This window comes from Nostoc sp. CALU 1950 (assembly GCF_051172895.1).
Lineage (GTDB): Bacteria > Cyanobacteriota > Cyanobacteriia > Cyanobacteriales > Nostocaceae > Nostoc > Nostoc edaphicum_A.
On the sequence record NZ_JBDNJQ010000053.1, the window covers coordinates 1 to 23,259 of the forward strand.

The 23,259-nt window shown below is 42.3% G+C and carries 23 protein-coding genes; 15 read left to right on the plus strand and 8 right to left on the minus strand.

Features of this window, described 5'->3' with window-relative positions; translation table 11 throughout:
• From ABF638_RS16070 to ABF638_RS16080, 3 genes are all read right to left on the minus strand, one after another.
• The coding region (locus ABF638_RS16070) for a tetratricopeptide repeat protein (protein WP_435023793.1) at nucleotides 1-199 on the minus strand (199 nt) is incomplete at its 3' end.
• 24 nt (nucleotides 200-223) lie between these two features.
• Nucleotides 224-3,634, minus strand: coding sequence for a tetratricopeptide repeat protein (locus tag ABF638_RS16075; RefSeq protein ID WP_435023794.1), 3,411 nt, complete (start codon nucleotides 3,632-3,634; stop codon nucleotides 224-226).
• A complete protein-coding gene (locus ABF638_RS16080; RefSeq protein WP_435023795.1) occupies nucleotides 3,635-3,961 on the minus strand; it encodes a hypothetical protein in 327 nt (108 codons plus the stop codon).
• A 204-nt stretch (nucleotides 3,962-4,165) separates the two neighbouring features.
• Here ABF638_RS16080 and ABF638_RS16085 point away from each other — a divergent pair, with 204 nt between their 5' ends.
• Nucleotides 4,166-4,750, plus strand: a complete 585-nt coding sequence (locus tag ABF638_RS16085; RefSeq protein ID WP_435023796.1) for an Npun_F5749 family FMN-dependent PPOX-type flavoprotein — start codon at nucleotides 4,166-4,168, stop codon at nucleotides 4,748-4,750.
• An 81-nt stretch (nucleotides 4,751-4,831) separates the two neighbouring features.
• On the opposite strand, the gene cysE is transcribed toward ABF638_RS16085, so the two are convergent.
• From cysE to ABF638_RS16100, 3 genes are all read right to left on the minus strand, one after another.
• Nucleotides 4,832-5,596 carry a serine O-acetyltransferase gene (gene cysE, locus ABF638_RS16090; protein WP_435023797.1) on the minus strand — a complete coding sequence of 255 codons (765 nt, stop codon included), beginning with the start codon at nucleotides 5,594-5,596 and terminating at the stop codon, nucleotides 4,832-4,834.
• Between the two features lie 167 nt (nucleotides 5,597-5,763).
• Complete coding sequence (locus ABF638_RS16095; RefSeq protein WP_435023799.1) at nucleotides 5,764-6,255, minus strand: hypothetical protein; 492 nt, start codon at nucleotides 6,253-6,255, stop codon at nucleotides 5,764-5,766.
• A 290-nt stretch (nucleotides 6,256-6,545) separates the two neighbouring features.
• A complete protein-coding gene (locus ABF638_RS16100; protein WP_435023801.1) occupies nucleotides 6,546-7,466 on the minus strand; it encodes an AraC family transcriptional regulator in 921 nt (306 codons plus the stop codon).
• Between the two features lie 175 nt (nucleotides 7,467-7,641).
• Between ABF638_RS16100 and ABF638_RS16105 the strand changes: the two genes are divergently transcribed.
• Nucleotides 7,642-8,388, plus strand: coding sequence for an SDR family oxidoreductase (locus ABF638_RS16105; RefSeq protein ID WP_322676152.1), 747 nt, complete (start codon nucleotides 7,642-7,644; stop codon nucleotides 8,386-8,388).
• Between the two features lie 142 nt (nucleotides 8,389-8,530).
• On the opposite strand, the gene ABF638_RS16110 is transcribed toward ABF638_RS16105, so the two are convergent.
• The gene (locus ABF638_RS16110; protein WP_435023802.1) at nucleotides 8,531-10,189 is read right to left on the minus strand and encodes a DUF3352 domain-containing protein; all 1,659 of its coding nucleotides are present in this window, start codon (nucleotides 10,187-10,189) and stop codon (nucleotides 8,531-8,533) included.
• Between the two features lie 158 nt (nucleotides 10,190-10,347).
• Here ABF638_RS16110 and ABF638_RS16115 point away from each other — a divergent pair, with 158 nt between their 5' ends.
• The 7 genes from ABF638_RS16115 to ABF638_RS16145 all read left to right on the plus strand — a co-directional run bounded on the left by ABF638_RS16115 (nucleotide 10,348) and on the right by ABF638_RS16145 (nucleotide 17,980).
• Nucleotides 10,348-10,680 (plus strand): rhodanese-like domain-containing protein, encoded by a 333-nt coding sequence (locus ABF638_RS16115; protein ID WP_435023804.1) that lies wholly within the window; start codon nucleotides 10,348-10,350, stop codon nucleotides 10,678-10,680.
• Nucleotides 10,681-11,135: 455 nt separating this feature from the next.
• Nucleotides 11,136-12,245: a heat-inducible transcriptional repressor HrcA gene (gene hrcA / locus ABF638_RS16120; protein ID WP_435023805.1), complete on the plus strand. Its 1,110-nt coding sequence runs from the start codon at nucleotides 11,136-11,138 to the stop codon at nucleotides 12,243-12,245.
• 89 nt (nucleotides 12,246-12,334) lie between these two features.
• A complete protein-coding gene (locus tag ABF638_RS16125) occupies nucleotides 12,335-13,009 on the plus strand; it encodes a DUF2834 domain-containing protein (RefSeq protein WP_435023806.1) in 675 nt (224 codons plus the stop codon).
• Nucleotides 13,010-13,424: 415 nt separating this feature from the next.
• Complete coding sequence (gene psbA, locus ABF638_RS16130; RefSeq protein WP_181932309.1) at nucleotides 13,425-14,507, plus strand: photosystem II q(b) protein; 1,083 nt, start codon at nucleotides 13,425-13,427, stop codon at nucleotides 14,505-14,507.
• 157 nt (nucleotides 14,508-14,664) lie between these two features.
• Nucleotides 14,665-15,753: a chorismate synthase gene (gene aroC / locus ABF638_RS16135; RefSeq protein ID WP_435023807.1), complete on the plus strand. Its 1,089-nt coding sequence runs from the start codon at nucleotides 14,665-14,667 to the stop codon at nucleotides 15,751-15,753.
• Nucleotides 15,754-15,853: 100 nt separating this feature from the next.
• On the plus strand, nucleotides 15,854-17,725 hold the full coding sequence (locus ABF638_RS16140; protein ID WP_435023809.1) for a tetratricopeptide repeat protein: 1,872 nt from the start codon (nucleotides 15,854-15,856) through the stop codon (nucleotides 17,723-17,725).
• Nucleotides 17,726-17,752: 27 nt separating this feature from the next.
• Nucleotides 17,753-17,980, plus strand: a complete 228-nt coding sequence (locus ABF638_RS16145) for a hypothetical protein (protein ID WP_435023844.1) — start codon at nucleotides 17,753-17,755, stop codon at nucleotides 17,978-17,980.
• Nucleotides 17,981-18,004: 24 nt separating this feature from the next.
• On the opposite strand, the gene ABF638_RS16150 is transcribed toward ABF638_RS16145, so the two are convergent.
• Entirely contained in the window at nucleotides 18,005-18,205 is a 201-nt protein-coding gene (locus ABF638_RS16150; protein WP_435023845.1) for a hypothetical protein, read from the minus strand.
• Between ABF638_RS16150 and ABF638_RS16155 the strand changes: the two genes are divergently transcribed.
• From ABF638_RS16155 to cofG, 6 genes are all read left to right on the plus strand, one after another.
• On the plus strand, nucleotides 18,142-18,396 hold the full coding sequence (locus ABF638_RS16155) for a SemiSWEET transporter (protein WP_435023810.1): 255 nt from the start codon (nucleotides 18,142-18,144) through the stop codon (nucleotides 18,394-18,396). The two genes, ABF638_RS16150 and ABF638_RS16155, sit on opposite strands and share 64 nt — an antisense overlap.
• Before the next feature lie 21 nt (nucleotides 18,397-18,417).
• A complete protein-coding gene (locus ABF638_RS16160; protein ID WP_435023811.1) occupies nucleotides 18,418-20,064 on the plus strand; it encodes a B12-binding domain-containing radical SAM protein in 1,647 nt (548 codons plus the stop codon).
• 11 nt (nucleotides 20,065-20,075) lie between these two features.
• The gene (locus ABF638_RS16165) at nucleotides 20,076-20,264 is read left to right on the plus strand and encodes a CPXCG motif-containing cysteine-rich protein (RefSeq protein ID WP_012411100.1); all 189 of its coding nucleotides are present in this window, start codon (nucleotides 20,076-20,078) and stop codon (nucleotides 20,262-20,264) included.
• 19 nt (nucleotides 20,265-20,283) lie between these two features.
• Nucleotides 20,284-20,727: an SRPBCC family protein gene (locus tag ABF638_RS16170; RefSeq protein WP_335054672.1), complete on the plus strand. Its 444-nt coding sequence runs from the start codon at nucleotides 20,284-20,286 to the stop codon at nucleotides 20,725-20,727.
• A 648-nt stretch (nucleotides 20,728-21,375) separates the two neighbouring features.
• On the plus strand, nucleotides 21,376-22,137 hold the full coding sequence (crtW, locus tag ABF638_RS16175) for a beta-carotene ketolase CrtW (RefSeq protein ID WP_435023813.1): 762 nt from the start codon (nucleotides 21,376-21,378) through the stop codon (nucleotides 22,135-22,137).
• A 113-nt stretch (nucleotides 22,138-22,250) separates the two neighbouring features.
• Nucleotides 22,251-23,231 carry a 7,8-didemethyl-8-hydroxy-5-deazariboflavin synthase subunit CofG gene (gene cofG / locus ABF638_RS16180; RefSeq protein ID WP_435023815.1) on the plus strand — a complete coding sequence of 327 codons (981 nt, stop codon included), beginning with the start codon at nucleotides 22,251-22,253 and terminating at the stop codon, nucleotides 23,229-23,231.
• The last annotated feature ends 28 nt before the right edge of the window (nucleotides 23,232-23,259 follow it).

The window sequence follows — 23,259 nt, forward strand, 5'->3', positions numbered from 1 at the left end:
TCTCTAAAGCTGGTTGCAAATAGGATATCGCTTTAGTGTATTCACCCTGCTGTTCTGCCAAATCTCCTAACTTCCGCAGAGTCATTGCTTGAGTTCGGACAGCACCAATGCGTTGACTTATTTCCAAAGACTGATTGTAGAGTCTGATCGCTTCATCCACTTCCCCTTTGTTGACGTAGATAATTCCCAGACAGTGCAACGTCGCCGCTTTCTCTTGGACATTTTACGAATTACGCATTACCCTATCAAGACTTGCACTCACACTTTCAGCATCCGGTGACTTCAATCGATGCAAAATCTCTAAAGCGGGTTGTAAATAGGATATCGCTTTAGTGTATTCACCCTGCTGTTCTGCCAAATGTCCTAACCACCACAGAGTCATTGCTTTGCCTTTAACATAATTAATACGTTCGTTTAGTTCCAAAGATTGATTGAAAAGTGTCATCGCTTGGTCTACTTGCCATTTGTTGGCGTAGATAATTCCCAGAGAGTGCAACGTCCCCGCTTTACCTTGGATATTTCCAATGCGTTCGTTTAGTTCCAAAGACTGATTGTAGAATATGATCGCTTGATCTACTTGCCCTTGGTTGGCATAGAGAATTCCCAATTGGTGCAACGTTACTGCTTTACCTTGGACATCTCCAATGCGTTCATTTAGTTCCAAAGACTGATTGTAGAGTGCGATCGCTTGATCTACTTGCCTTTTGTTGAAATAGAGATTTCCTAGTGAGTGCAACGTTGCCGCTTTGCCTTGGACATTACCACTACGCTCTGTTATTTCCAAAGACTGATTGTAGAGTGCGAACGCTTGCTCTGTTTGCCCTTTGTTGGCGTAGATATTTGCTAGGTTATGTAAAATTCGTGCTGTCCAGTCGGTATTGCCAACATGTTCAAACACTTTCAAAGACTGATTGTATAGAGTGAGCGCTTCATCTACTTCCCCTTTGTCGGCGTAGATACTTCCCAATTGGTGCAACGTCGCCGCTTTAGTCTGGACATCCTCAATGCGTTCTGTTATTTCCAAAGACTGATTGTATAGAGTGAGCGCTTCATCTACTTCCCCTTTGGTAGCTTTTAATATCCCTAAATAGTGATAGATTAATGCTAATTCTTGCTCGTCTTCTTTTGGACAAAGCTTTAAAGCTTGTTGATAATAATTCAGTGCTTGTTCAACCTCACCAAGTTGGTGTTCACAATAAGCCATTTCTTTGAGAACACGATAGTCTTCAGCAATTTCTATGGTTGATTTGCATAAATGTACCGCTTCCCTAAACCGACTTTGATGCCATAAGATATTTGCTAAATGACTGGCAATGTTCGCCGTAATTCCTTTATCCTTCCCTAACAATGCCAGGCGATGAATTTCTAACATTTGTGCTTCCGTAGAACTTTCCGCCTCTTCCCACCACAGACGATATAAAATTTGTGCAGCTTGTTTATATAACTCTTCACCCTTGGGGTTTTCTGGAAACTCTAGCAACGGTGACAAAATCCGGGGAACACGATACAACCTCTCTGTGTTGTTGGTAAGGGTAACTTCCAACAAACCCAAAATTTCAGCGCGTTGCTTATGACTTTCCCAACTTGAGATATCCTCACAAATCGGGTCAATAGCAGCTTGAGGAACAGGTAACTCATACACCAACAACTTCCCCAGCATTTGACGCAAAGCTGGAGTTTGCTGCTTCAGCAATTCCTGTGCCAAAATATCCTCACGAAATTCCTTTACCCTATCTAGCATCTTTTGCAGAATCATCTCAACTCCCCTCTCCGCTTCCGGCGACTTCGGGGAATTTTGCAAAATCTGATCTAACCATTCCAACAGCCGAGGATTTCCATCTGCTGCTTGTTTGGCACGTTCGGGCAAATCTGGCTGAAATTGCCAACTGCCATTAAACGAATCCAGACGATTATACTTTTTAATTAAATCTGCCCCACCCAGAGCACCCAGAGGTTCGCGGTACAGACGATGATTCAGTTCCGACAATGTGAAATTGTAGCGACAGGTAATAATTACCTTGTGGGGAAGTTGGGAATTTTGCATCGCCTTCAGCAACGCCAGCAGAACATCCACAACTTGTGGTTGCAAGACATAAACCCCATTTCGTAATTCCAAATTAGCCTCAAAGTCATCCAGCACAAAGGCAAAGCGCTGTTCTTTGGTATTCAGTCCTTCAGTGAAAAACTTGGTGAGGCGCTGCATCAAGGGTAACTTGCCATTGAGAATATCATGCCCCCGTTCTTCGGTACATTGTTCAGCAAGGGTTTTGAGCAGTTTGTCCTCATCCAGTTGCCGAAAGTTCACCAGCCTGTGATAGCCAACCATCCTTTCCAGAAGTCGCGCCGTCACAGTACTCTTACCCACACCCCCCAGTCCGTGAATTAGTACCCCTAATGAAGTGCGAATCGCTTTGAGACAACGTTGCAAAGTCCGGCGTCTCCCAACAAACTCAGAGGGTTTCGCCACCCGCACCAGTTGGGTATCGGGATCTAAAAACTGTTGATAAGCAGGTTCCGGCGCAGAGGGTGGCAAATCTCCCACCACTTCCACCAACGCACCCGGACATTCTCCCTGGACATATAACCGCAACAAATGCCAGTCACCCACTTTCTGTTTAAACAACTGCTGGTAAGTGCTAGCGAGTGCTTCAGCTAATTGATATCCGGCAGCCAATTTGCCGTAGAGGTGCGCGGCGGCGGCTGTAGCTGTCCGATCTTCGACAGGCCGCCCCCAACTTAAAACAGCCCTAGCTCCTTGTTCAATAAGTGCCTCAGCCATTGAAGGGACAGCGCCTTTATCTGCTGCTTGTCCAGTCCGACACCCAGACAAAAACACCAACTTAGGAAAACGAAACCGAAAAACTTCCGCCAGTTCTGCGGCTGTAGTTTCGTGGCGTTCCCCAATATCCGTCTCCGTAATAAAGTAAGGCGTATTCGCCTCTAATTCTTCTCCCCTCCTCGCTTGCGGGGAGGGGTTGGGGGTGGGGTTCTTTTCCGCTTCACCAGGAGTAATTGAAGCGTGTCCTGTGAGGTGAAACACATCAAAGTCATTAAAATAGCGACTCCACACCTTACCCAACTCGCTAACGCAACCGCTTTCTTCCACCCGCAAATCTACAGCAAAATCTCGCGTATCAGCCAGAATTCTCGCTTCTTCCTGTTCAAACTCTAACTTTGGTTGCACATCTTCCGGGTCGGTTGCCATAAACAATACTCGCAATTGTCGTGCTTCCACAGAAAACGCTTCCGTTTCTTTTTCAATCCAGCGCAGAGGTAACACCACTGGATTAACCCGCTTCACCAAAAAATCCTCACCATCATGCAGCACTTCCCAGGGTAGATGTGCCAATTTTTTATCAGTATCAATAGCAATTACCAACCCCTCACCGCGACAGTTAGCAATTCCGCGACTCAACCACCGTCCATCCCCATCCAACCAAAAAAATAACTGCTGCCCGATTCCTGGTAAATTGGGCAGCAGTTTATAGTAATCTCGTTCACCTTGCTTGAGGAAATCAGCAATTTCTGCTAATTTCAGGCGACGTGATTCATAGTGCTTTTGTTGAGGTAGCCAATACCTGAGTTCAACAGTTTCCTGCGTACTTTCCCGAAGTTGAATGCGGATAGTTTGCACTTATTTGTTGAGAGATTTGAGGATTTCCGTGATTTCCTCTATAGTAGCGTCTTCGAGTAAAATCCTGTTTCCAGTATCAGGGTCAAGAATTACCACATCAAATTGCTTCCCAGGATGAGATTTATGCCATTCCTGATACCATTTGCGGATTTGTTCAGCTAAAGCCGCCACACCACCCACAATGCCAATAATAGTAGCGATCGCCGCTAGAGTTCCCTCCCTTTGCGTCGGAACTTCATAGCTTCCCGATATTCCAGGAATTTCTAGCAAAGCCTCCGCTGCTGCTGGTGCGCCTTCCCCTTCAATTCCAACTTGAATTTCTGCCATAGCTCATCTGCAAACTTATACAACATACTGTATATTCTGCGTTGAAATAAGGATAATACTCATCCAAAGACACAGAGACAGCAAAATTATTTACTTAGTGTTGTACCAATTGTCTAAAATAAGACAACAGACCCAAACCTGGAAACCCAGATTTAATCTGACTTTCAAAAATTACGAATTACGAATTACGAATTACGAATTAATATGTCTCTTGCTCCTTGGCGAGGTGCGATCGCTCATGCACTCCATCGCAACCGCAGCCTTGTTTATGCCCGTTACCTGCAACTAGCAACAGTGCAACCCAATGGCCGCCCCGCTAATCGTACCCTAGTCTTTCGCGGCTTCCTGGAAGATACAAACCAACTAAGATTTATCACTGATACTCGTAGCGCCAAAGCCGACCAAATACAGCAACAACCTTGGGCAGAAATTTGCTGGTACTTTCCCAATACACGAGAACAATTCCGCATCACTGGTTGTTTGACTCTGGTAAGCGGTGATGATTCTCACCAGAATTTACAGCCAGCCCGGATCGCAATGTGGCAAGAATTAAGTGATGCGGCGCGTTTACAGTTTGGTTGGCCCTATCCTGGTAAACCCAGAATCCAAGAAGCAGGAGCCTTTGAGCCATCACCGCCTGATCCTGTTGAACCAGTCCCTAATTTTTGTCTCCTGCTACTCGATCCAGTGCAAGTAGACCATTTAGAATTACGCGGCGAACCACAAAATCGATGGCTTTACCACCGTAATCACCAGCAAGAGTGGTCTAGCGAAGCGATTAATCCGTGAAATCATTACGAATTACGAATTACGAATTACGAATTATTTGGTCAAGAGTCAAAAGATTGACCCTTAACCCTTGACTTTTAACTAAATGCCAGCACCATCTAGAAATTGCTGGATGGTCTTATCTTTGAGGTTGCACCAGCGAGAATCGTGGGTTGGCTCATCCTCTTTGGTTGCTAAACAACCCACTAAAACAGGAGTTTTTTCTGAAGAATTGGTGCGCTGAAGAGTTTGTATTTGTTCTTCCAACGCCTCAATCCGGTCTACTAAAGCACGAATTACTTGAGCTTCTGAATCTGGTAAGTTATTGTGTTCAAGAGGTGAAACCCGAACTCCAGAACGATACATAATGCGCCCAGGCACACCTACCACAGTACAGTCTGAAGGTACATCCCTTAAAACAACAGAACCCGCACCAATACGGACATTATTGCCAATTTGGATATTGCCCAGTACCTTCGCTCCAGCCCCAACTACGACATTTTCACCCACAGTTGGATGGCGCTTGCCACATTCTTTACCAGTACCTCCAAGGGTGACACCTTGATAAATTAGGGCATAGTCTCCGATGATCGCAGTTTCACCAATTACTACACCCATACCGTGGTCAATAAACACACTTTGCCCAATTACTGCACCAGGGTGGATTTCAATTCCAGTCAAAAATCGAGCCAAGTGAGAAATCAGGCGGGGAATCAAAGGAAGACCAAGACTATACAACCAGTGAGCCAGCCTATGAAATAGCAGGGCTTGCAAACCTGGGTAACAAAATAAAACTTCCAACCAGTTACGGGCAGCTGGGTCACGTTCAAATATGATACGAAAGTCAGCACGCAGTATAGATAGCACGAGATAGCACCCTCGGAAAGCACAACAAGCTACTCTCCCATCTTATCCTCTCAAGTGTTACACCTAAAAATTGGGAATAGGGGATTGGGGGTTGGGGATTGGGGATTGGGCATGGTTATTCTCCTTGTCCCCTTGTCCCCCTCATCCCCTATCCCCTACTCCCTACTTCACTGCTGCTCCACTGTCAGAGTATAATCTTGCTTGACTCCAGGATTAAATGTACCTACCCAAATCCGATATGTGCCGTTTTTCCAGTCGCGATCGCTAACGCTAGCATCTTTACTTTTGCCAGTGTCATCACCACAACGAATTGTAGTGTTATCTGGGCCTTGGATTAGTAAAGTTGTGTCGGTGTTGTTGCTATCGACTTGGATTGTTAGCTGGGAAAAGTCCTTTTCCAAAACCATAATATGATCTGGATTTGGATCGGCAAAACCAATACAGGCTTTTTGATCGCGATCGCGGTTACTTATGGCAGACAATGAGTAAGAACCACCTGTAAATCCCTGTAATGTTCCTTGTGCTTGATCAAAGTTTGTTGATAAATTGAAAGTGCCAAAATTCGCTGTCTCTGCTATTACGGGGGTAGCTGTGATGGCGGTAAGTAAAGCCAATAGCCAACCGCCGCAAAACTGAAGTCGGGGGCGACAGTATTTCATAGTAGCCCTCCAACAGGCTTTTAAATTAGTAGTTATATATACATATTCTAATGAAAAAATTCCAGTGAAATTTCAGTTGGGTGTGCCACATTAAAATGTGCCACAATTAATGACTTTTAATGCAGGCAGGTAATTGCTAGGTTGTATCTTGATCTAGATAGCAGCTACAATTTTGCAACTAATGATTTAGATGTAATTACCTCTTTTGGACTAGACAACTTCAGCTAGCGTGTTTAGTTTATTACGCCAATATTGTGGTTTAATCTGAACGATAAATGGACAGTCTCCGCTCAAGCTGTACGTAAACGTTCAATATCCTTAATTGGCGGCGCACCGAACATACGGGAATATTCACGGCTGAACTGTGAGGGACTTTCATAACCCACCTGATAGGCAGCATTGGCGGCATCAGAGTTTTCGGCAAGCATCAAGCGACGCGCTTCTAATAGTCTTAATTGCTTTTGATATTGAAGCGGACTCATTGATGTTACTTCCTTAAAATGGTGATGGAAAGATGAAGGAGACATACTAGCTTGCCCAGCTAGATCCTCAATCCGCATCGGCTTTGTAAAATCAGCCTTGATAAGTTTTATCACCTCGGCAATGCGCTGCATATTGCTGCCGGATGTAGCAATCTGGCGGACAGCTTCACCCTGTTCACCCATTAAAAGGCGATAATACATTTCGCGGATAATCATCGGCGCCAGTATGGGGATATCCTGTGGCGTATCTAAAAGCCGTGTCAGTCTTAGGGCACAGTCGATCAACGGTGCATCAACATTACTTACAAACAAGCCTCTGACAGAGTTTTCTTTCTTAGGCGTACCTGGTCTAATTTGGGCAATAATGTCACAGAGTTGCCGTGGATCTAAATTCAGCTTGAATCCTAAATAGGGCTTGTCTGGCGTGGCCTCGATAACAAATCCACTGAGCGGTAAATCAACTGAGACAACAAGATATTGAGCCGCGCCATAACGATAAGTTTCCTCACCCAATAAAGCTTCTTTTTTACCCTGAACGACGATGCCAAGAATAGGTTCATAAACACACTGTAGTGCGGTGGAAGTAAAAGATTCCCGCATAAATTCCAGTTTATTGATATCTGTTTTGTGGACACCGTTCCCCTTGCCGTCAGTGTGCCTCTCTAATAATGCTGCCAGTTCTTTACACTCATTGACAGCCGCGCCATGCTTCAGTATTTCAATCGCCATGCTGGCTTCCTGAGTGATTTAATCATTTTTCTTTGATGATTGTAGAACATCTTTGCCTACTCATAAAATCTTGTTTTGGAGAATTAGGCAATAAAACGCGAGGTTTGTGCATTTAAAACTCTTGATTACAGGCATATTATGAACACATCGAATAAAACAGTCAAAGGATAAGGCAATGACGAAAGACAAGACAAACGTAGAAAACAAAGTTGTTATCATCACTGGAGCCAGTAGCGGAATTGGTGAAGCTACAGCCAAATTGCTAGCTAAAAACGGTGCAAAAGTTGTTTTAGGCGCACGACGCACGGAAAAACTGGAAAAAATTGTTGAGGATATCCACAAGGAAGGCGGCACAGCAGAATTCAAGGCAGTGGATGTCGCTAATCGTGAGGATATGAAAAAGTTCATTCACTTTGCTCTAGACAAGTTTGGCCGCGTTGATGTCATCTATAACAACGCAGGTGTTATGCCCCTTTCCCCGATGAACGCCCTGAAAGTTGAGGAGTGGGACACCATGATTAATGTGAACATCCACGGCGTTTTGAATGGCATTGCTGCGGGTTTGCCCATCATGGAAGCGCAAGGCGGCGGTCAGTTTATCAATACTGCTTCCATCGGCGCACATGTGGTGGTGCCCACCGGTGCGGTTTATTGCGCGACAAAATATGCCGTTTGGGCCATATCCGAAGGGCTGCGTCAGGAATCGAAAAATATCCGCGTGACAACAATATCCCCTGGTGTTGTTGAGACTGAACTCGGCTCTGATATCACGGATGATTCTGCAAAAGGCGCTTTGAAAGAATTTCGCAAAATCGCACTGACTCCAGATGCGATCGCTAGAGCCGTCTTGTATGCCGTGTCCCAGCCAGATGATGTCGATATCAATGAAGTAATTGTCCGCCCCACAGCAAGCGCATTCTAATCTTGGGAAGATAGCGGCGCTAGGGGAAATACTAGGAGATAGAGTCAAGGTAGGCAGTAACGCCTACCTTGACTCTATTTTTTGTCATTCTCCAAATATTATGTAGGCGGCCGCCTCATCACAGACACCCTAGAAAAACGAATTATTTATGGAGTTTGAAGAAAACGCCACCTTTGAGCGATCGCGTGTCAGTTCCATAACTACTGACTGTGAGTGATCGCAGATTATCAAAAAACGGTTTCCCTAAAACTTCCGCTAGTTTGAGAATTGGCACTTGACGCTCTAACAAATTCTGGCTCTTTATCCAGTCAAGATATATATAGCCTTGGTTTGGTAAGGGAATTGCAGCAATACTATCTTTGAAATTAGGATTGTCAATTATGGAATTATCCTTAGTTGTGAGAATTTCATCCATAGTTTCTAAGTCAGAGGTGAAAATTTCGTAATTTCCTAAAGTTGTATGCAATCCCAGCACTTTTGTTTCAATGCTAAAGGATGCTCCTTCTTTGGCATCAGTTTTTTTTGTAGCCGTGGTTAACTCTGTCCAAGCGGAGATTTTTTGCTTGTCTATAGTCAAGGGATTAATACTGAGTCCATTGGATGAGGCGATCGCATCTAAACGAGCAACGCCTTGTTCCACACCCTCGGATTTTTCCACCACAAAAATCCAATGGGGGGTTATTTGCTCTTTATCAGGTAACAATGCTATGGCATATTCTCCTTGTACCCAGCTAAAAATATCCTCTGGTAAGTTTATCCCCCAGCGTTTTTGAACATCTACCAGAGGTTTTGCTAACCGAGCAACCACATCTTCTTCAGAACCATATATAGTTGCTGTTGCTTGTTTCCAGAGTTTGGCTAAATCACTGTCAGCTAAATTATTCAAATTCGAGCCGGAAATTGCCAAACCTGCGGACGCTGGAATATACTGCAATGCTCCCACAGGTTTAGATAGCGGTGGAGATGGAGGAAAAATTTCCAATGAAGTCAAAAAGGTGGTTTCCGCTAGTAATCCTTTGGGGTTTAACACCAGAGAAATGATTTCGCTGTTATATGTTTGTTCTGGTAGCTCTAACCCTTGCCATTTTGCCACGATGGGAAGATTCAAGAAAGCTATAGCTAAACCCCCTTTGGGCAGTTCTTTTCTAGCTTTTTGGTATTCGAGGGAACTAGTCAAATTCAGATCGGGCGCTTGGACGTTATTGATCGCATCTCGCAGCACTTTCGGATCGTTGGCAAATAATACAAAGCCTTCGCCAACAACAGCACCAGCAAGCAAATCTTGTTCTGGTTGAGAATTGTCAGAAATCAGTTTTACGCCTTTATATTGTTCAACAGCTAAGTTTGCTCCAGCTAACGCCCGTTTAGAAAACAACAACTCGACAAACTCGCGGCTTTTCTCCGGTTGCTTGGTTGCTAGTGCTAACAGATACCCTAGCTGCTGTCCGTTTTCTGGATCGCGATCGATATCTAATGTGGTGATCGCTAATGTAATTTCGTTCCCTAACCAGGGTTGAATGTCTTGCTTGTAATCTATGCCACTTTTGGCGAATAAACTGGTTTTGAGTTTAGATAGTTCTTCTTCACGCTCCAACACTTGCAAACGGTCAGGATTCGTCAGCAATGAAACCATTGCAGGGGAAAGTTTGGACACGAATATGGCTGCACCAGGCCCAGAGGTAGAAGCAATGAGGTTAGCCGGATTTTTGGCGAAGAACCAGTAAAAGCCAGCGATCACAATTACTAGCAGTGCGATCGCCCCAGCTACGATAAAACCAATAAATGAACGTTGCCTATTCACATTAAACCTATTAAAAAAGACGGTTTACAGCCATTTAAGCAGAAAGCCTAGCAGAATTTATCAACCCTCTTGAGAATGGATACTCATGCGAAGGCAGAGATTTTCTGTCACCATAAATAGGATTAGGACTGTTTATAGGGAATTCTTTTAGTCAACCCATGAACCAAATTAGTGTAGAAGAACTGGGGCAACGTCTTTCTTCTAGTGATGCAAGTATTCAGCTAGTAGATGTGCGTGAACCAGAAGAATTGGCGATCGCTAGCATTGAAGGCTTTGTCAACCTACCTTTAAGTCAATTTACCGAATGGGGAGATCAAGTACCTACCCTCTTCAATCCCCAAGCGGAAACTCTTGTGCTATGCCACCACGGTATCCGCTCTGCTCAGATGTGCCAGTGGTTGATTGCTCAAGGTTTTACAAATGTGCAGAATATTTCGGGTGGTATTGATGCCTATTCTGTATTAGTAGACCCTTCAATTCCCCAATATTAGCTTTTGCTCAGGTGGAACTCACTCTTCCATCTGGCTTTTGCTATGCTAATAACAGTAATACATCACTTTAAATGCTTGCCGGAAAGCTTGCAATTTGGACATCAAGTACATCTGCACAAGATTTTTTGATTTGCCCAAATTACAGTTCAGCATGAGCTATTGCGAAAAATTACGTATCTAATAATACTTTTGCAAATACAAATTTGTGCAAAAATACGGTTAGAAAGAAGCAGATTAAGGGTACATTATAACTAGCAGCTTTTGCCAAAAAATTGGGCTACTATCTCAAACCTACTCTTAAAAAATGCTGCATGTATATTAACTTTAAAAATACTTATCATAATATAGCTGTATAATTTGCTATCTTAATAAATTATTAATATTCTCTGTTTTCGATTAAATTCACAAATTTTTCAGAGTTTGATTAAAATTTGCCTTCAGCAAAACATACCACAATGGAAGTCCAGTTAACAAATCGACAACAGCATATACTTTGGGCAACGGTACGTCACTACATTGCTACGGCAGAGCCAGTTGGTTCAAAGGCTTTGGTCGAGGAGTACGACCTGGGTGTAAGCTCGGCGACAATTCGCAATGTGATGGGCGTTTTAGAAAAGTCTGGATTACTCTACCAACCACACGCGTCTGCTGGACGTGTACCTTCAGACTCAGGCTATCGCATCTATGTTGACCAGCTAATTACACCCTCTCTGCGAGACGCTACGCGAACGGAAACTTTAGGGCGAGAAGTAGAGGTGGCGTTGCAAAAGCATCTTCAGTGGGAAGATCGGAGTTTAGAAGCCTTACTCCAAGGAGCCGCGCAAATTCTAGCAACCTTGAGTGGTTGTATTAGCTTGATCACTATGCCGCAAACCACTACAGCACTATTGCGACATCTGCAATTAGTGCAAATTGAAGCTGGGCGGATCATGCTGATTGTCGTGACTGATGGTTACGAGACACATTCAAAATTAATGGATTTGGCTTCAACACCAGAAGAAACACAGCGCGATTCAGAGGTGATTGATCGCGAGTTGCAGATTGTTTCTAATTTTTTGAATAGCCACTTGCGGGGTCGAAGTCTGTTGGAATTAGCCTACCTCAACTGGAGTGAACTAGATCAAGAATTCCAACGCTACGGGGAATTCTTGAAAAACTCAGTTGCCGAATTGAGTCGTCGCACTCATGCACCGACTGCAACCCAAATTATGATTCGGGGTGTGTCAGAAGTTTTACGCCAACCAGAATTTTCCCAGTTACAGCAGGTACAAACCATCATCCACCTGTTGGAAGAAGAACAAGACCAACTGTGGCGATTAATATTTGAAGAACCAGAACTGGAGGATGGTGCTAAACCAAAGGTAACAGTTCGCATAGGTGCAGAAAATCCATTAGAACCGATACGCACCTGCACCTTGATTTCTTCCAACTATCGCCGAGGTTCTATACCAGTAGGAAGTGTGGGAGTTTTGGGGCCAACACGCCTAGATTATGAAAGTGCGATCGCAGTAGTAGCATCTGCTGCTGATTATCTCTCTGAAGCTTTCAGTTATTTCAATCCTTAATATCGTATCGTGTAATAGCAAATGAACGATACCATAGCAAGCAGATAGCCCAATTTATAGCGGCAAAATTAATAGTACTTAAATATTTCATGGTTAGAAAAATTTCCTTTAGCTTACTGTGGCTGGGATTCACTATCTATGCGTTTTTCCTCGCGCCTCCTGAGCAACCCGGTACATTCGAGTTAATTAAAAACCTTTCTACTGTGCAGTGGGAAGGTGTTAACCCTTTAGTAATATCACTATTCAACCTCATGGGTATTTGGCCTCTCATCTACAGTGCAGTAGTGTTGATTGATGGCAGAGGACAAAAAACACCTGCTTGGCTGTTTGCGATCGCTTCGTTCGCAGTTGGTGCTTTTGCTTTGTTGCCGTACTTAGCCATTAGGGAACCAAATAATCAGTTTATTGGTAAAAAAAATACCTTACTCAAACTGCTAGATTCTCGTATGACTGGGGTTGTTTTGACGGTAGCGACAGCTATTTTAGTTGCTTATGGTTTAAGAGAGGGAGATTGGGGCAATTTTGTCCAACAGTGGCAAACTAATCGCTTCATCAATGTGATGAGTTTAGACTTCTGTCTACTTTGCCTATTATTTCCCACATTACTGGGGGATGATATGGCGCGTCGCGGTTGGAAAAATCCCCAGTTTTTCTGGTTAATAGCGTTGATACCGTTATTTGGCCCATTAATTTATTTATGTGTGCGTCCACCTTTAAAAGAAGTGGGTATAGACTCCATATCCCAGCAGCCAGTAGCGAATTGAAGATTGAAGAAGGCAGGAGGCGGGAGGCTACACTGATTGCAGGATAACAAATCAGAGATTTTGGAATGGGTCTTAAACCCGGCAGGAAATAGATAGCGCAGCGGTAGCAAGTCAGACGCTCCTGTGTCGCTAACGCTGCGCTATTGAGCGTCGGGCAGTTTTCCTTCTGCCTCCTGCCCTCTGCCTCCTGCCTTCATTGATAAAGTGCGTTTCTCACAATCCAAAATCTAAAATCCAAAATCGTATCACCCAAAATCCCCTTTTTCAGTGAATTGGGGATTTTCTGTGGGTGCGTAAATCCCAAGAGAAAATTCTTTCTGAAAGTACTTTACAAAACGCAATAAATTATTTAAGATGTGTAACAGGTAGTCAAACCTACCTAAATTCATCTGCAAATAATCGCATTTATAAAACAATGACAACAACCTTACAACGTCGCGAAAGCGCCAACGTATGGGATCGATTCTGCGAATGGATCACCAGCACCAACAACCGGATTTACATCGGTTGGTTCGGCGTAGTAATGATTCCAACCTTGCTAGCAGCTACCGCTTGCTTCGTAATCGCTTTCATCGCCGCTCCTCCAGTAGACATCGATGGTATCCGTGAACCAGTAGCAGGTTCCTTGATCTACGGAAACAACATCATCTCCGGTGCAGTAGTACCTTCCTCCAACGCAATTGGTTTGCACTTCTACCCAATTTGGGAAGCAGCTTCCTTAGATGAGTGGTTGTACAACGGCGGTCCTTACCAATTGGTAGTTTTCCACTTCCTGATTGGCGTATTCTGCTACATGGGTCGTGAATGGGAACTATCCTACCGCTTAGGAATGCGTCCTTGGATTGCGATCGCATACTCTGCTCCAGTAGCAGCAGCAACCGCAGTCTTCTTGGTATACCCAATCGGACAAGGTTCCTTCTCTGATGGTATGCCTTTGGGTATCTCAGGAACATTCAACTTCATGATTGTGTTCCAAGCAGAACACAACATCTTGATGCACCCCTTCCACCAATTAGGTGTAGCTGGTGTATTCGGCGGAAGCTTGTTCTCTGCAATGCACGGTTCACTCGTAACTTCTTCACTAGTTCGTGAAACAACTGAGACTGAATCACAAAACTACGGTTACAAATTCGGTCAAGAAGAAGAAACCTACAACATCGTTGCGGCTCACGGCTACTTCGGTCGTCTAATCTTCCAATACGCTTCTTTCAACAACAGCCGTTCACTGCACTTCTTCTTAGCAGCATGGCCTGTAATCGGAATCTGGTTCACCGCCTTGGGTGTAAGCACAATGGCGTTCAACTTGAACGGTTTCAACTTCAACCAATCAATCATTGACTCTGAAGGTCGTGTGATTGCAACTTGGGCAGATGTAATCAACCGCGCTAACCTGGGTATGGAAGTAATGCACGAGCGGAACGCTCACAACTTCCCTCTAGATTTGGCTGCTGGTGATTTTGCTCCTGTAGCTCTTTCCGCTCCTGCTATCAACGGTTAATTCTGAAGTTTAGCTAAATTGAGAAAGCGCCCTCTCTAAACAGAGGGCGCTTTCTTATTTGTACTCATACAGTCCAAGTACCAAAACAAGTACAAGAATTAACTTTTGCGCGAACTCTAGGTAAAATACATAAGCCTCATCCTTTTTCTTTAAGATCATGGGCAACACTTTTGGTCATCTATTTCGCATCACTACTTTTGGTGAATCTCACGGCGGCGGTGTGGGGGTTGTGATTGATGGTTGTCCTCCACAACTAGAAATTTCGGCAGAAGAAATTCAAGTAGAATTAGATAGAAGGCGTCCGGGACAAAGTAAAATCACCACCCCTCGCAAAGAAGCGGATACCTGCGAGATTTTATCAGGGGTATTTGAAGGTAAAACCTTGGGAACGCCCATAGCAATTTTGGTACGGAACAAAGATACTCGTCCCCAAGATTATGACGAGATGTCCGAAAAATATCGTCCTTCTCATGCAGATGCAACTTATGATGCAAAATATGGCATTCGCAATTGGCAAGGTGGGGGTAGATCGTCAGCGCGTGAGACAATTGGCAGAGTAGCAGCAGGTGCGATCGCTAAAAAAATTCTCCGTCAAGTTGCCAATGTTGAAGTTATCGGTTACGTCAAGCGCATCAAAGACTTGGAAGGTGTAGTTGATCCAAATACTGTCACCTTAGAACAAGTGGAAAGTAATATCGTCCGCTGTCCTGATGCTGAATGTTGCGATCGCATGATTGAATTAATTGAGCAAGTTGGTAGACAAGGTGATTCTATCGGCGGTGTCGTGGAATGTGTAGCGCGTAATGTGCCGAAAGGTTTGGGCGAACCAGTATTTGATAAATTGGAAGCTGATATTGCTAAGGGTGTGATGTCTCTCCCTGCTAGCAAAGGCTTTGAAATTGGTTCCGGTTTTGGCGGAACGCTGTTAACGGGAATTGAGCATAACGACGAATATTATATTGATGAAAATGGTGAAATTCGCACTGTAACTAACCGTTCGGGTGGTATTCAGGGGGGAATTTCCAACGGGGAAAATATCATTTTACGAGTTGCATTTAAGCCGACGGCGACAATTAGAAAAGAGCAAAAGACAGTAACTCGTGAAGGTGAAGAAACATTATTAGCTGCGAAAGGACGACACGATCCTTGTGTGCTACCACGTGCAGTTCCAATGGTGGAGGCGATGGTGGCGCTGGTGTTGTGTGACCATTTGTTACGGCATCATGGACAGTGTAAGGTGTTGTAAAGATTTTTCAGAAAATATTTATGCTTCGGGGGTGAGTGTCTGACTCGCCCTTTTTTATCTGTATTGCTATAGTAGCGGATAACACATTTGAGTAAGTGCTATGACGGCTGCTATCAATACGGATAAAGAGTATCAAGATCGCTTAAAACACTTTACTAGCCTAAAGTCCAAGTATCAAGCAACGAAATATAAAGATTCATCACCCTCTAGTCTTCTCTATCTCATACTTCGTAAAGTTGATTTAGGAATTGAGCTAACTACATTAGAGATTGAATGGTTAAAAGAGCATGATCTTGAATTTATATGTCAAGAACAGCAAGATAAATTAAAGGACTTCGTAAAATTAGGGGTTGAATTCTCTAAATTAAAGTCTAAATATAAAGCTACAAAGCATGGTGTTTCTTGGCAATCTAGTCATTTGTATTTCATGCTTTGGAAACTTGAGTCAGGGAATTTACTCACTGATTCAGAGGTTCAATGGCTGAGAGCAAATGGTTTATATGAAACCAATAAAATTTCTCAAGAGATAAAACAATTTACTCAAGTTAAATCTAAGTACAAAGCGACTCAATCTCAAGATTCATATCCTGATAGTCTACTTGAGCAAATACTGAAAAAATTAGAATTAGCAGAACGTCTAAGTAATTATGAATATAATTGGTTAATCAACAACAAACTCTTTGAAACAGCAGAAGTTTTTCAACAAAAAGAGTCACTAAAAGAAACTCACTTTGCTCAGTTAAGAGAGAAATACCAAGCGAATCTAAACTCTGGCTTATCATTATCCAGTCCACTGTATCCAATCTTGCAAAACATTGATGCGAACAAAAATTTGCGTGAGTCGGAAATTAACTGGTTAGAACAGCAAGGACTTAGCCAAACAATTACCATTGGTCAAGAATTGGAACAAACACGAGAATTTTCTGCCTTGAGAGTTAAATATAAAGTAACTCATTATGAAGATTTATCTCCTAAAAGTCACCTGTATAAAGTTCTCAAAAGACTTGATTTATCCAATCAATTAGGCGAACAGGATATTAACTTTCTGAAAAAGCGTAAGCTGACTAAGATAATAGAAATTGCTAACGAAAAATATGCTAATACTCTCAAGTTAAATATAGAATCAGGAGAAACTCTAAATGAATCAGAAATTGACTGGCTGAAAAATAATGGACGAGAAAATATAATTATTCTTGCTCAACAAAAGCATTTTGCAGCTTTGAAATCCAAATATGATGTTTTAGGCTATCAAGATAAATCACAGACCAGTTTTTTATACACAATTTTGCAAAAGCTTGAGTTAAAAGAGCGACTTGAACCAACAGATTTTGCTTGGCTTCAAGAGACTAAAATTAAAGTGCTTCAACCAACATATAGTTATTACACGTGGCAAAAAGAGCCTAAGTATCAAGAGAAGAATTTAGTCTCTGGTAAGATTTGGATTGCTTACCACACAATTGAAGCAAATTTCTATGAGCAGGAGTTTCAGCGCACTGACAACAAATGGAACCTAGCAAATGCTAGTAGCCATTGGCGCAAAGCAGATAAACCAGAACAGGCATTGCAACTGACGAATAATTTGGAATTCGACAAAATAAAAGAAAATAAACTCAAGTCAGCGTTGCTAACCAGCAGAGGTGGAGCATTTCGAGATATTGAAAAATTAGATAACGCAGAAAATTGCGCCCGTCAAGCTATTGAGTATCAACCAAAAAGCCATCACCCTTACACTTTGATGGGAGCTATTTGTTTTGAACGACATCAATATTCAGATGGTGAATATTGGTTTCAAGAAGCAATCAAATGTGGTGCTAATCCTAGAGATATGGATTCTGAAATCAAGCGAGTAGTGAAAAATGCTAAGGATGAAAATAAGCGTCGGAAAGTAATAGAATACCTGCTGAAAAAAGATTCACAACGATATGCTTGGGCTAAATCTTATCTCAACAAATCGTCAGACAATGGTAAATAAACTGGTTTGCATCACCAAACTATCAACATGACCAGATTCATCCATGACCAATTTGCCAAAGACTACCTCGAACAATTACTCACTCCTTACGGCGAAGTCCAAGCATCTAGACGAGTCGCAGGAGAAGTTAGACAGATAGTAACAATTCATCAGTTGCCATGTATCTCAGAAACCTTATGGCTGAGAATCATCGGTAGGGGAAAATTTCAAAACATAAATGACAATTTTCACCGATTATTATTGCTAAGACCGTGATACATTTTTAGATTAGCGACTTATTCAATAAGTCGCTAATCTTGTTGTTTCGCTGTTGTAGCGATCGCTCAACAGTGTAAAATGTCTCATATAGCGTTTTATTAAGCAGGCAAGGGCGATCGCTGATGTATAATATTGCAACTTAATATAAATAATTAAACATGGATTTTCTGACAGTTCTAGGATTAGCGGCTGCCACAATAACCACAATATCTTTTTTGCCACAGATGTTTAAAACTTGGCAAACAAAATCAGCAAAAGATGTTTCTTTCGTTACGTTAATTACATTCATAAGTGGTATTTTTTTGTGGTTAATCTATGGAATTTATTTACAATCCTTGCCAATTATTCTTGCTAACGCCGTAACATTGGTTTTTAACTTAATTATTCTATGGCTTAAAATTAAATATAGATAAACTTGCCTCTAACAAACACCTGTGACATCATCTGTATTTGACTCTGAACGCCTTCTCTTTACACCTACCACCCCAGACACCAACGCTATACCCATAATCTTCGCCTTTCCCAACGAGTACAGCGTAGGTATCACTAGTCTTGGCTATCAAGTAGTGTGGGCAACTTTGGCAATGCGTGATGATGTACAGGTGAGTCGCCTGTTTACCGATACTCACGAACAACTCCCTAGAACGCCGGAAATTGTGGGATTTTCGATTTCGTGGGAACTGGATTATGTGAATATTTTAAATTTGCTGGAATCTTTAGAAATTCCCATTCGAGGAACCTCTCGTGATGATTCTCATCCGATAATTTTTGGTGGTGGCCCCGTTCTTACTGCTAACCCCGAACCTTTTGCAGATTTTTTTGATGTCGTTTTACTGGGGGATGGCGAAACCCTGTTAGGGAATTTTATTGAGGCTTATAAAGAAGTCAGAAATGCCTCAAGACAAACTCAACTAAAAAGACTTGCACAAATACCAGGAATTTATGTACCCAGTTTGTATGAGGTGGAATATCACACAAAAGATGGTGAAGTAAAGTCTATTAAACCGATTTCTCCCGAAATTCCCGCAGTGGTGCAAAAGCAAACTTACCGAGGAAATACTCTATCGGCATCAACTGTAGTCACCGAAAAAGCCGCCTGGGAAAACATTTACATGGTGGAAGTGGTGAGAAGTTGTCCAGAAATGTGCCGCTTTTGTTTGGCGAGTTATCTCACGTTACCTTTTAGAACAGCCAGTCTGGAAGATTCGTTAATTCCAGCGATCGCAAAAGGTTTAGAAGTCACAAACCGGCTAGGATTATTAGGGGCTTCAGTTACTCAACATCCAGAATTTGAGGCGTTGCTAGATTATATTAGTCAGCCAAAATATGATGATGTCCGTCTCAGTATTGCCTCAGTGCGAACTAATACTGTAACAGTCCAGTTAGCAGAAACTTTGACGAAACGAGACACGCGATCGCTTACCATTGCAGTAGAGAGTGGTTCTGAGAAAATCCGCCAAATCGTCAACAAAAAGCTGCATAATGATGAAATTATTCAAGCAGCCATAAATGCCAAAGCTGGCGGATTAAAAAGCTTAAAACTCTACGGGATGGCAGGAATTCCTGGTGAAGAAGCAGAAGATTTAGAGCAAACTGTGGCGATGATGCGTAATATCAAAAAAGCTGCGCCGGGATTGCGCTTAACATACGGATGCAGCACCTTTGTACCCAAAGCACACACACCGTTTCAATGGTTTGGGGTGAATCGCCAAGCCGAAAAGCGGTTGCAGTTTTTGCAAAAACAGCTAAAACCACAGGGGATAGAATTTCGCCCAGAAAGCTATAATTGGTCGATTATACAGGCTTTATTATCGAGAGGCGATCGCAGACTCTCCCAACTTCTTGAACTTACTCGTGACTTTGGCGATTCCTTGGGTAGCTACAAACGTGCTTTCAAGCAACTCAAAGGACAAATCCCCGATTTAGATTTCTACGTCCACGCCGAATGGTCAACAGAACAAGTATTACCCTGGAGCCACTTGCAAGGGCCTCTGCCACAGTCTACACTACTAAAGCATTTGGCTGATGCTAAGAGTTATATCAACCCATCTCCAAAGGAATTACAGCCATTGAATTCATAGCTGAAAACTTGATGCAAAACACAGCCGAGTATTACTGCGCCTATTGCGGCGAACCGAACTTAACTTTTATTGATTTGAGTGCTGGAGGACAGCAATCTTACGTTGAAGATTGTCAAGTTTGTTGTAACCCAAATATTTTGTATGTGCGGGTTGATGAAGATACCCTAGATATCGAGATTGATACCGAATCCGAAAGTTGAATTTTAGGTTTTTCTTTCCATGCTGCACTTTAAACATTCCTCAATCATTAACGCCTCACCAGAAGTAGTTTGGAAATTTCACGAAAGGCCAGATATTTTGCAACTGTTGAATCCACCTTGGCAGCCAGTCCAAGTGGTTCGTCGTGAAGGAGGACTAAACGTGGGCGCTATCACCGAATTTCGCCTGTTTCTCGGCCCATTACCCTTAACTTGGTTAGCGCGTCATACTGAATGTGAAAAATATCGTCTGTTTACCGACGAACAGATATCTGGCCCCTTTGAATCTTGGGTACATCGACATGAATTTGAATCAGAAAATGGCAAAACCAGATTAACTGACGCTATTTCCTTCTCTATGCCTGGTGGAGGAACTGTTGAATTTGTCAGTGGTTGGCTAGTACAAGCGCAATTAGAAGCGATGTTTCGCTACCGCCACTATGTGACTAAACGAGAATGCGAGTAATTATAAGCATTCTCTTGTAGTAAGTGGCTCCAGGTTTTGAGCTTACTAGGAGCCATATTTATTATTTTATCTTTGTTAGTTTGGATAATAAAAATCAGTAAATTTCCTAATTGACATTATATTTTTTTGACAATATAAATACTATTTCGCTAACTTCAAAGTGTTTCCTGAAAAGCTTGGAAATCTCATCCTTAGAGTTGAAGTTTAATCTTTAGTCTGAACTTTGGTGCGATCGCTTGGCAAAGATAGCTTTCTAGCCTACATTAGTTTGGGATCTCAACGGCTACAGCCTCATGCACGAATTACTCTACTTCATTCCCTACTCTTGACGCTAATTATGTTACCGCCTTTTTTCCAGACTTCGGCTGTTTAAAAAGCCCCATTTTAAAAACACTAGTTTTTATAATCACCAAAGCTATCAGTACCATAACTTACATAATCCAACCGCCATACCAAAAACAGTTGTTGGTATGGCGGTTGGATGTGTAATAATAGTTAAAGTATCTTAATATTTCTAAATATCTTAAGTGTTGGCACTATCCAATGCAAAACACTGACCACTAATAGAGTTTTCTGGCTGGTGGTTAGTGGTTTTTGTGGTGACTATATTTTAGGAATTTTCACCTGAATACTAGGCGGAGTAAAAGCGTGATTCAATTAGAACAACCACCCAGTCATCAAACAAAACTGACTCCAGTAGTGAAAAGTAAATCCCAGTTTAAAGGACTTTTCATTGCTATTGTCATTGTTAGTGTATGGGTCATTAGCTTGAGTTTATTACTTCCCCTTGACATATCGAAGTTAAAACTTTGGATGCTATTGCCTAGCATAGCTTGGCAAACATTTTTATATACAGGATTATTTATTACATCTCATGATGCTATGCATGGGGTGGTGTTTCCCCAAAACAGCAAAATTAATCATTTTATTGGGACATTAACCCTATCTCTTTATGGTCTTTTACCATATAAAAAATTATTGAAAAAGCATTGGCTACACCACCACAATCCAGCAACTCAAATAGACCCAGATTTTCATAATGGTAAATACAAAAACTTCTTTGCTTGGTATTTACATTTTATGAAAGGTTACTGGAGTTGGGGACAAATAATTGCTCTAACAATTATTTATAACTTTGCAAAATATATACTTCATATACCAAGTGAAAATCTAAATTATTTTTGGGTACTTCCTTCACTTCTAAGTTCATTCCAATTATTTTATTTTGGTACTTTCCTCCCACATAGTGAACCAATCACAGGCTATATTCAGCCTCATTGTGCCCAAACGATTAACCGTCCAATTTGGTGGTCATTTATTACGTGCTATCATTTCGGCTACCACGAAGAACACCACGAGTATCCCCATATTCCTTGGTGGCAATTACCAGAAATTTACAAAGCAAAATAGTTTTCGTTTATCTAATAAATAAGTTGGCGTGAATAATTAAAGGTTTGTAGTCAGTCTCTCCAGACCTTAAAATAAACCTGGGGCTGCTTACTAAGAGCAAATTTATTCTGCTTATGCCAATTAATAATTCTCGTCTTGTAACCTATAGCCCTGCTTATACAATCGTTCCCACTTACGAGTGCTTTAATCGGTGTAGTTACTGCAACTTTCGCAGCGAACCGGGTAAAAGTCCGTGGATGAGTCTTTTAGATGCAGACAGTATTTTAAAACCACTTCAAAACGAAAAAGTCTGTGAAATCCTTATACTTAGCGGTGAAGTACATCCCCATTCGCCAAAGCGTCAGGTGTGGTTTGAGCGGATTTATGATTTGTGTGAATTAGCGCTTTCAATGGGGTTTTTACCTCACACAAATGCGGGGCCACTGAGTTTTGAAGAAATGCAAAAACTCAAGCGTGTGAATGTTTCGATGGGGCTGATGTTGGAACAGTTAACGCCAACATTGTTAAATAGTGTACATCGGCACGCACCGAGTAAATTACCAGAAGTTCGTTTACAACAATTGCAATGGGCGGGAGAGTTGCAGATTCCCTTCACAACTGGGTTACTGTTAGGAATTGGGGAAACTGTAGATGATTGGTGGGAAACATTGACAGCTATATCTGAACTGCATCAACGTTATCACCACATTCAAGAAGTTATCTTACAACCTCATAGTCCAGGATATCAGCAAACCTTTGATGCACCACCTTTTGACCCTCATCAGTTACCAGAAGTAATTGCTAAAGCGCGTGAGATTTTACCGCCAGATATTACTATTCAAATTCCGCCAAACTTAGTTAAAGATGACCGATGGTTACTCGCTTGTATCGAAGCTGGTGCGGGAGATTTGGGTGGAATTGGGCCAAAAGATGAGGTGAATCCTGATTATCCTCATGTTCAGGAACAGGCATTGAGAGAAATTTTACAACCTGCGGGGTGGGAATTGGTGGCGCGATCGCCAGTTTATCCGCAATTTGATAGTTGGTTGTCGGGAGAATTAGAAACAGCGGTGAAGCACTGGCGCAAGACTCTAACCCCAGTTTCTCTTTTGTAACAACAGGGAAGTAGAGATTTTCCTATCT

What these genes read in the sequence shown, in the direction of transcription:
- ABF638_RS16170 (WP_335054672.1), top strand. Translation starts at nt 20,284, where the DNA reads ATGCTGCACTTTAAACATTCCTCAATCATTAACGCCTCACCAGAAGTA.
- ABF638_RS16140 (WP_435023809.1), top strand. Translation starts at nt 15,854, where the DNA reads ATGACGGCTGCTATCAATACGGATAAAGAGTATCAAGATCGCTTAAAA.
- ABF638_RS16095 (WP_435023799.1), bottom strand. Translation starts at nt 6,255, where the DNA reads ATGAAATACTGTCGCCCCCGACTTCAGTTTTGCGGCGGTTGGCTATTG.
- ABF638_RS16115 (WP_435023804.1), top strand. Translation starts at nt 10,348, where the DNA reads ATGAACCAAATTAGTGTAGAAGAACTGGGGCAACGTCTTTCTTCTAGT.
- ABF638_RS16125 (WP_435023806.1), top strand. Translation starts at nt 12,335, where the DNA reads ATGGTTAGAAAAATTTCCTTTAGCTTACTGTGGCTGGGATTCACTATC.
- aroC (WP_435023807.1), top strand. Translation starts at nt 14,665, where the DNA reads ATGGGCAACACTTTTGGTCATCTATTTCGCATCACTACTTTTGGTGAA.
- ABF638_RS16105 (WP_322676152.1), top strand. Translation starts at nt 7,642, where the DNA reads ATGACGAAAGACAAGACAAACGTAGAAAACAAAGTTGTTATCATCACT.
- hrcA (WP_435023805.1), top strand. Translation starts at nt 11,136, where the DNA reads ATGGAAGTCCAGTTAACAAATCGACAACAGCATATACTTTGGGCAACG.
- ABF638_RS16085 (WP_435023796.1), top strand. Translation starts at nt 4,166, where the DNA reads ATGTCTCTTGCTCCTTGGCGAGGTGCGATCGCTCATGCACTCCATCGC.
- ABF638_RS16080 (WP_435023795.1), bottom strand. Translation starts at nt 3,961, where the DNA reads ATGGCAGAAATTCAAGTTGGAATTGAAGGGGAAGGCGCACCAGCAGCA.
- ABF638_RS16100 (WP_435023801.1), bottom strand. Translation starts at nt 7,466, where the DNA reads ATGGCGATTGAAATACTGAAGCATGGCGCGGCTGTCAATGAGTGTAAA.
- ABF638_RS16155 (WP_435023810.1), top strand. Translation starts at nt 18,142, where the DNA reads ATGGATTTTCTGACAGTTCTAGGATTAGCGGCTGCCACAATAACCACA.
- psbA (WP_181932309.1), top strand. Translation starts at nt 13,425, where the DNA reads ATGACAACAACCTTACAACGTCGCGAAAGCGCCAACGTATGGGATCGA.
- ABF638_RS16165 (WP_012411100.1), top strand. Translation starts at nt 20,076, where the DNA reads ATGCAAAACACAGCCGAGTATTACTGCGCCTATTGCGGCGAACCGAAC.
- cofG (WP_435023815.1), top strand. Translation starts at nt 22,251, where the DNA reads ATGCCAATTAATAATTCTCGTCTTGTAACCTATAGCCCTGCTTATACA.
- ABF638_RS16145 (WP_435023844.1), top strand. Translation starts at nt 17,753, where the DNA reads ATGACCAGATTCATCCATGACCAATTTGCCAAAGACTACCTCGAACAA.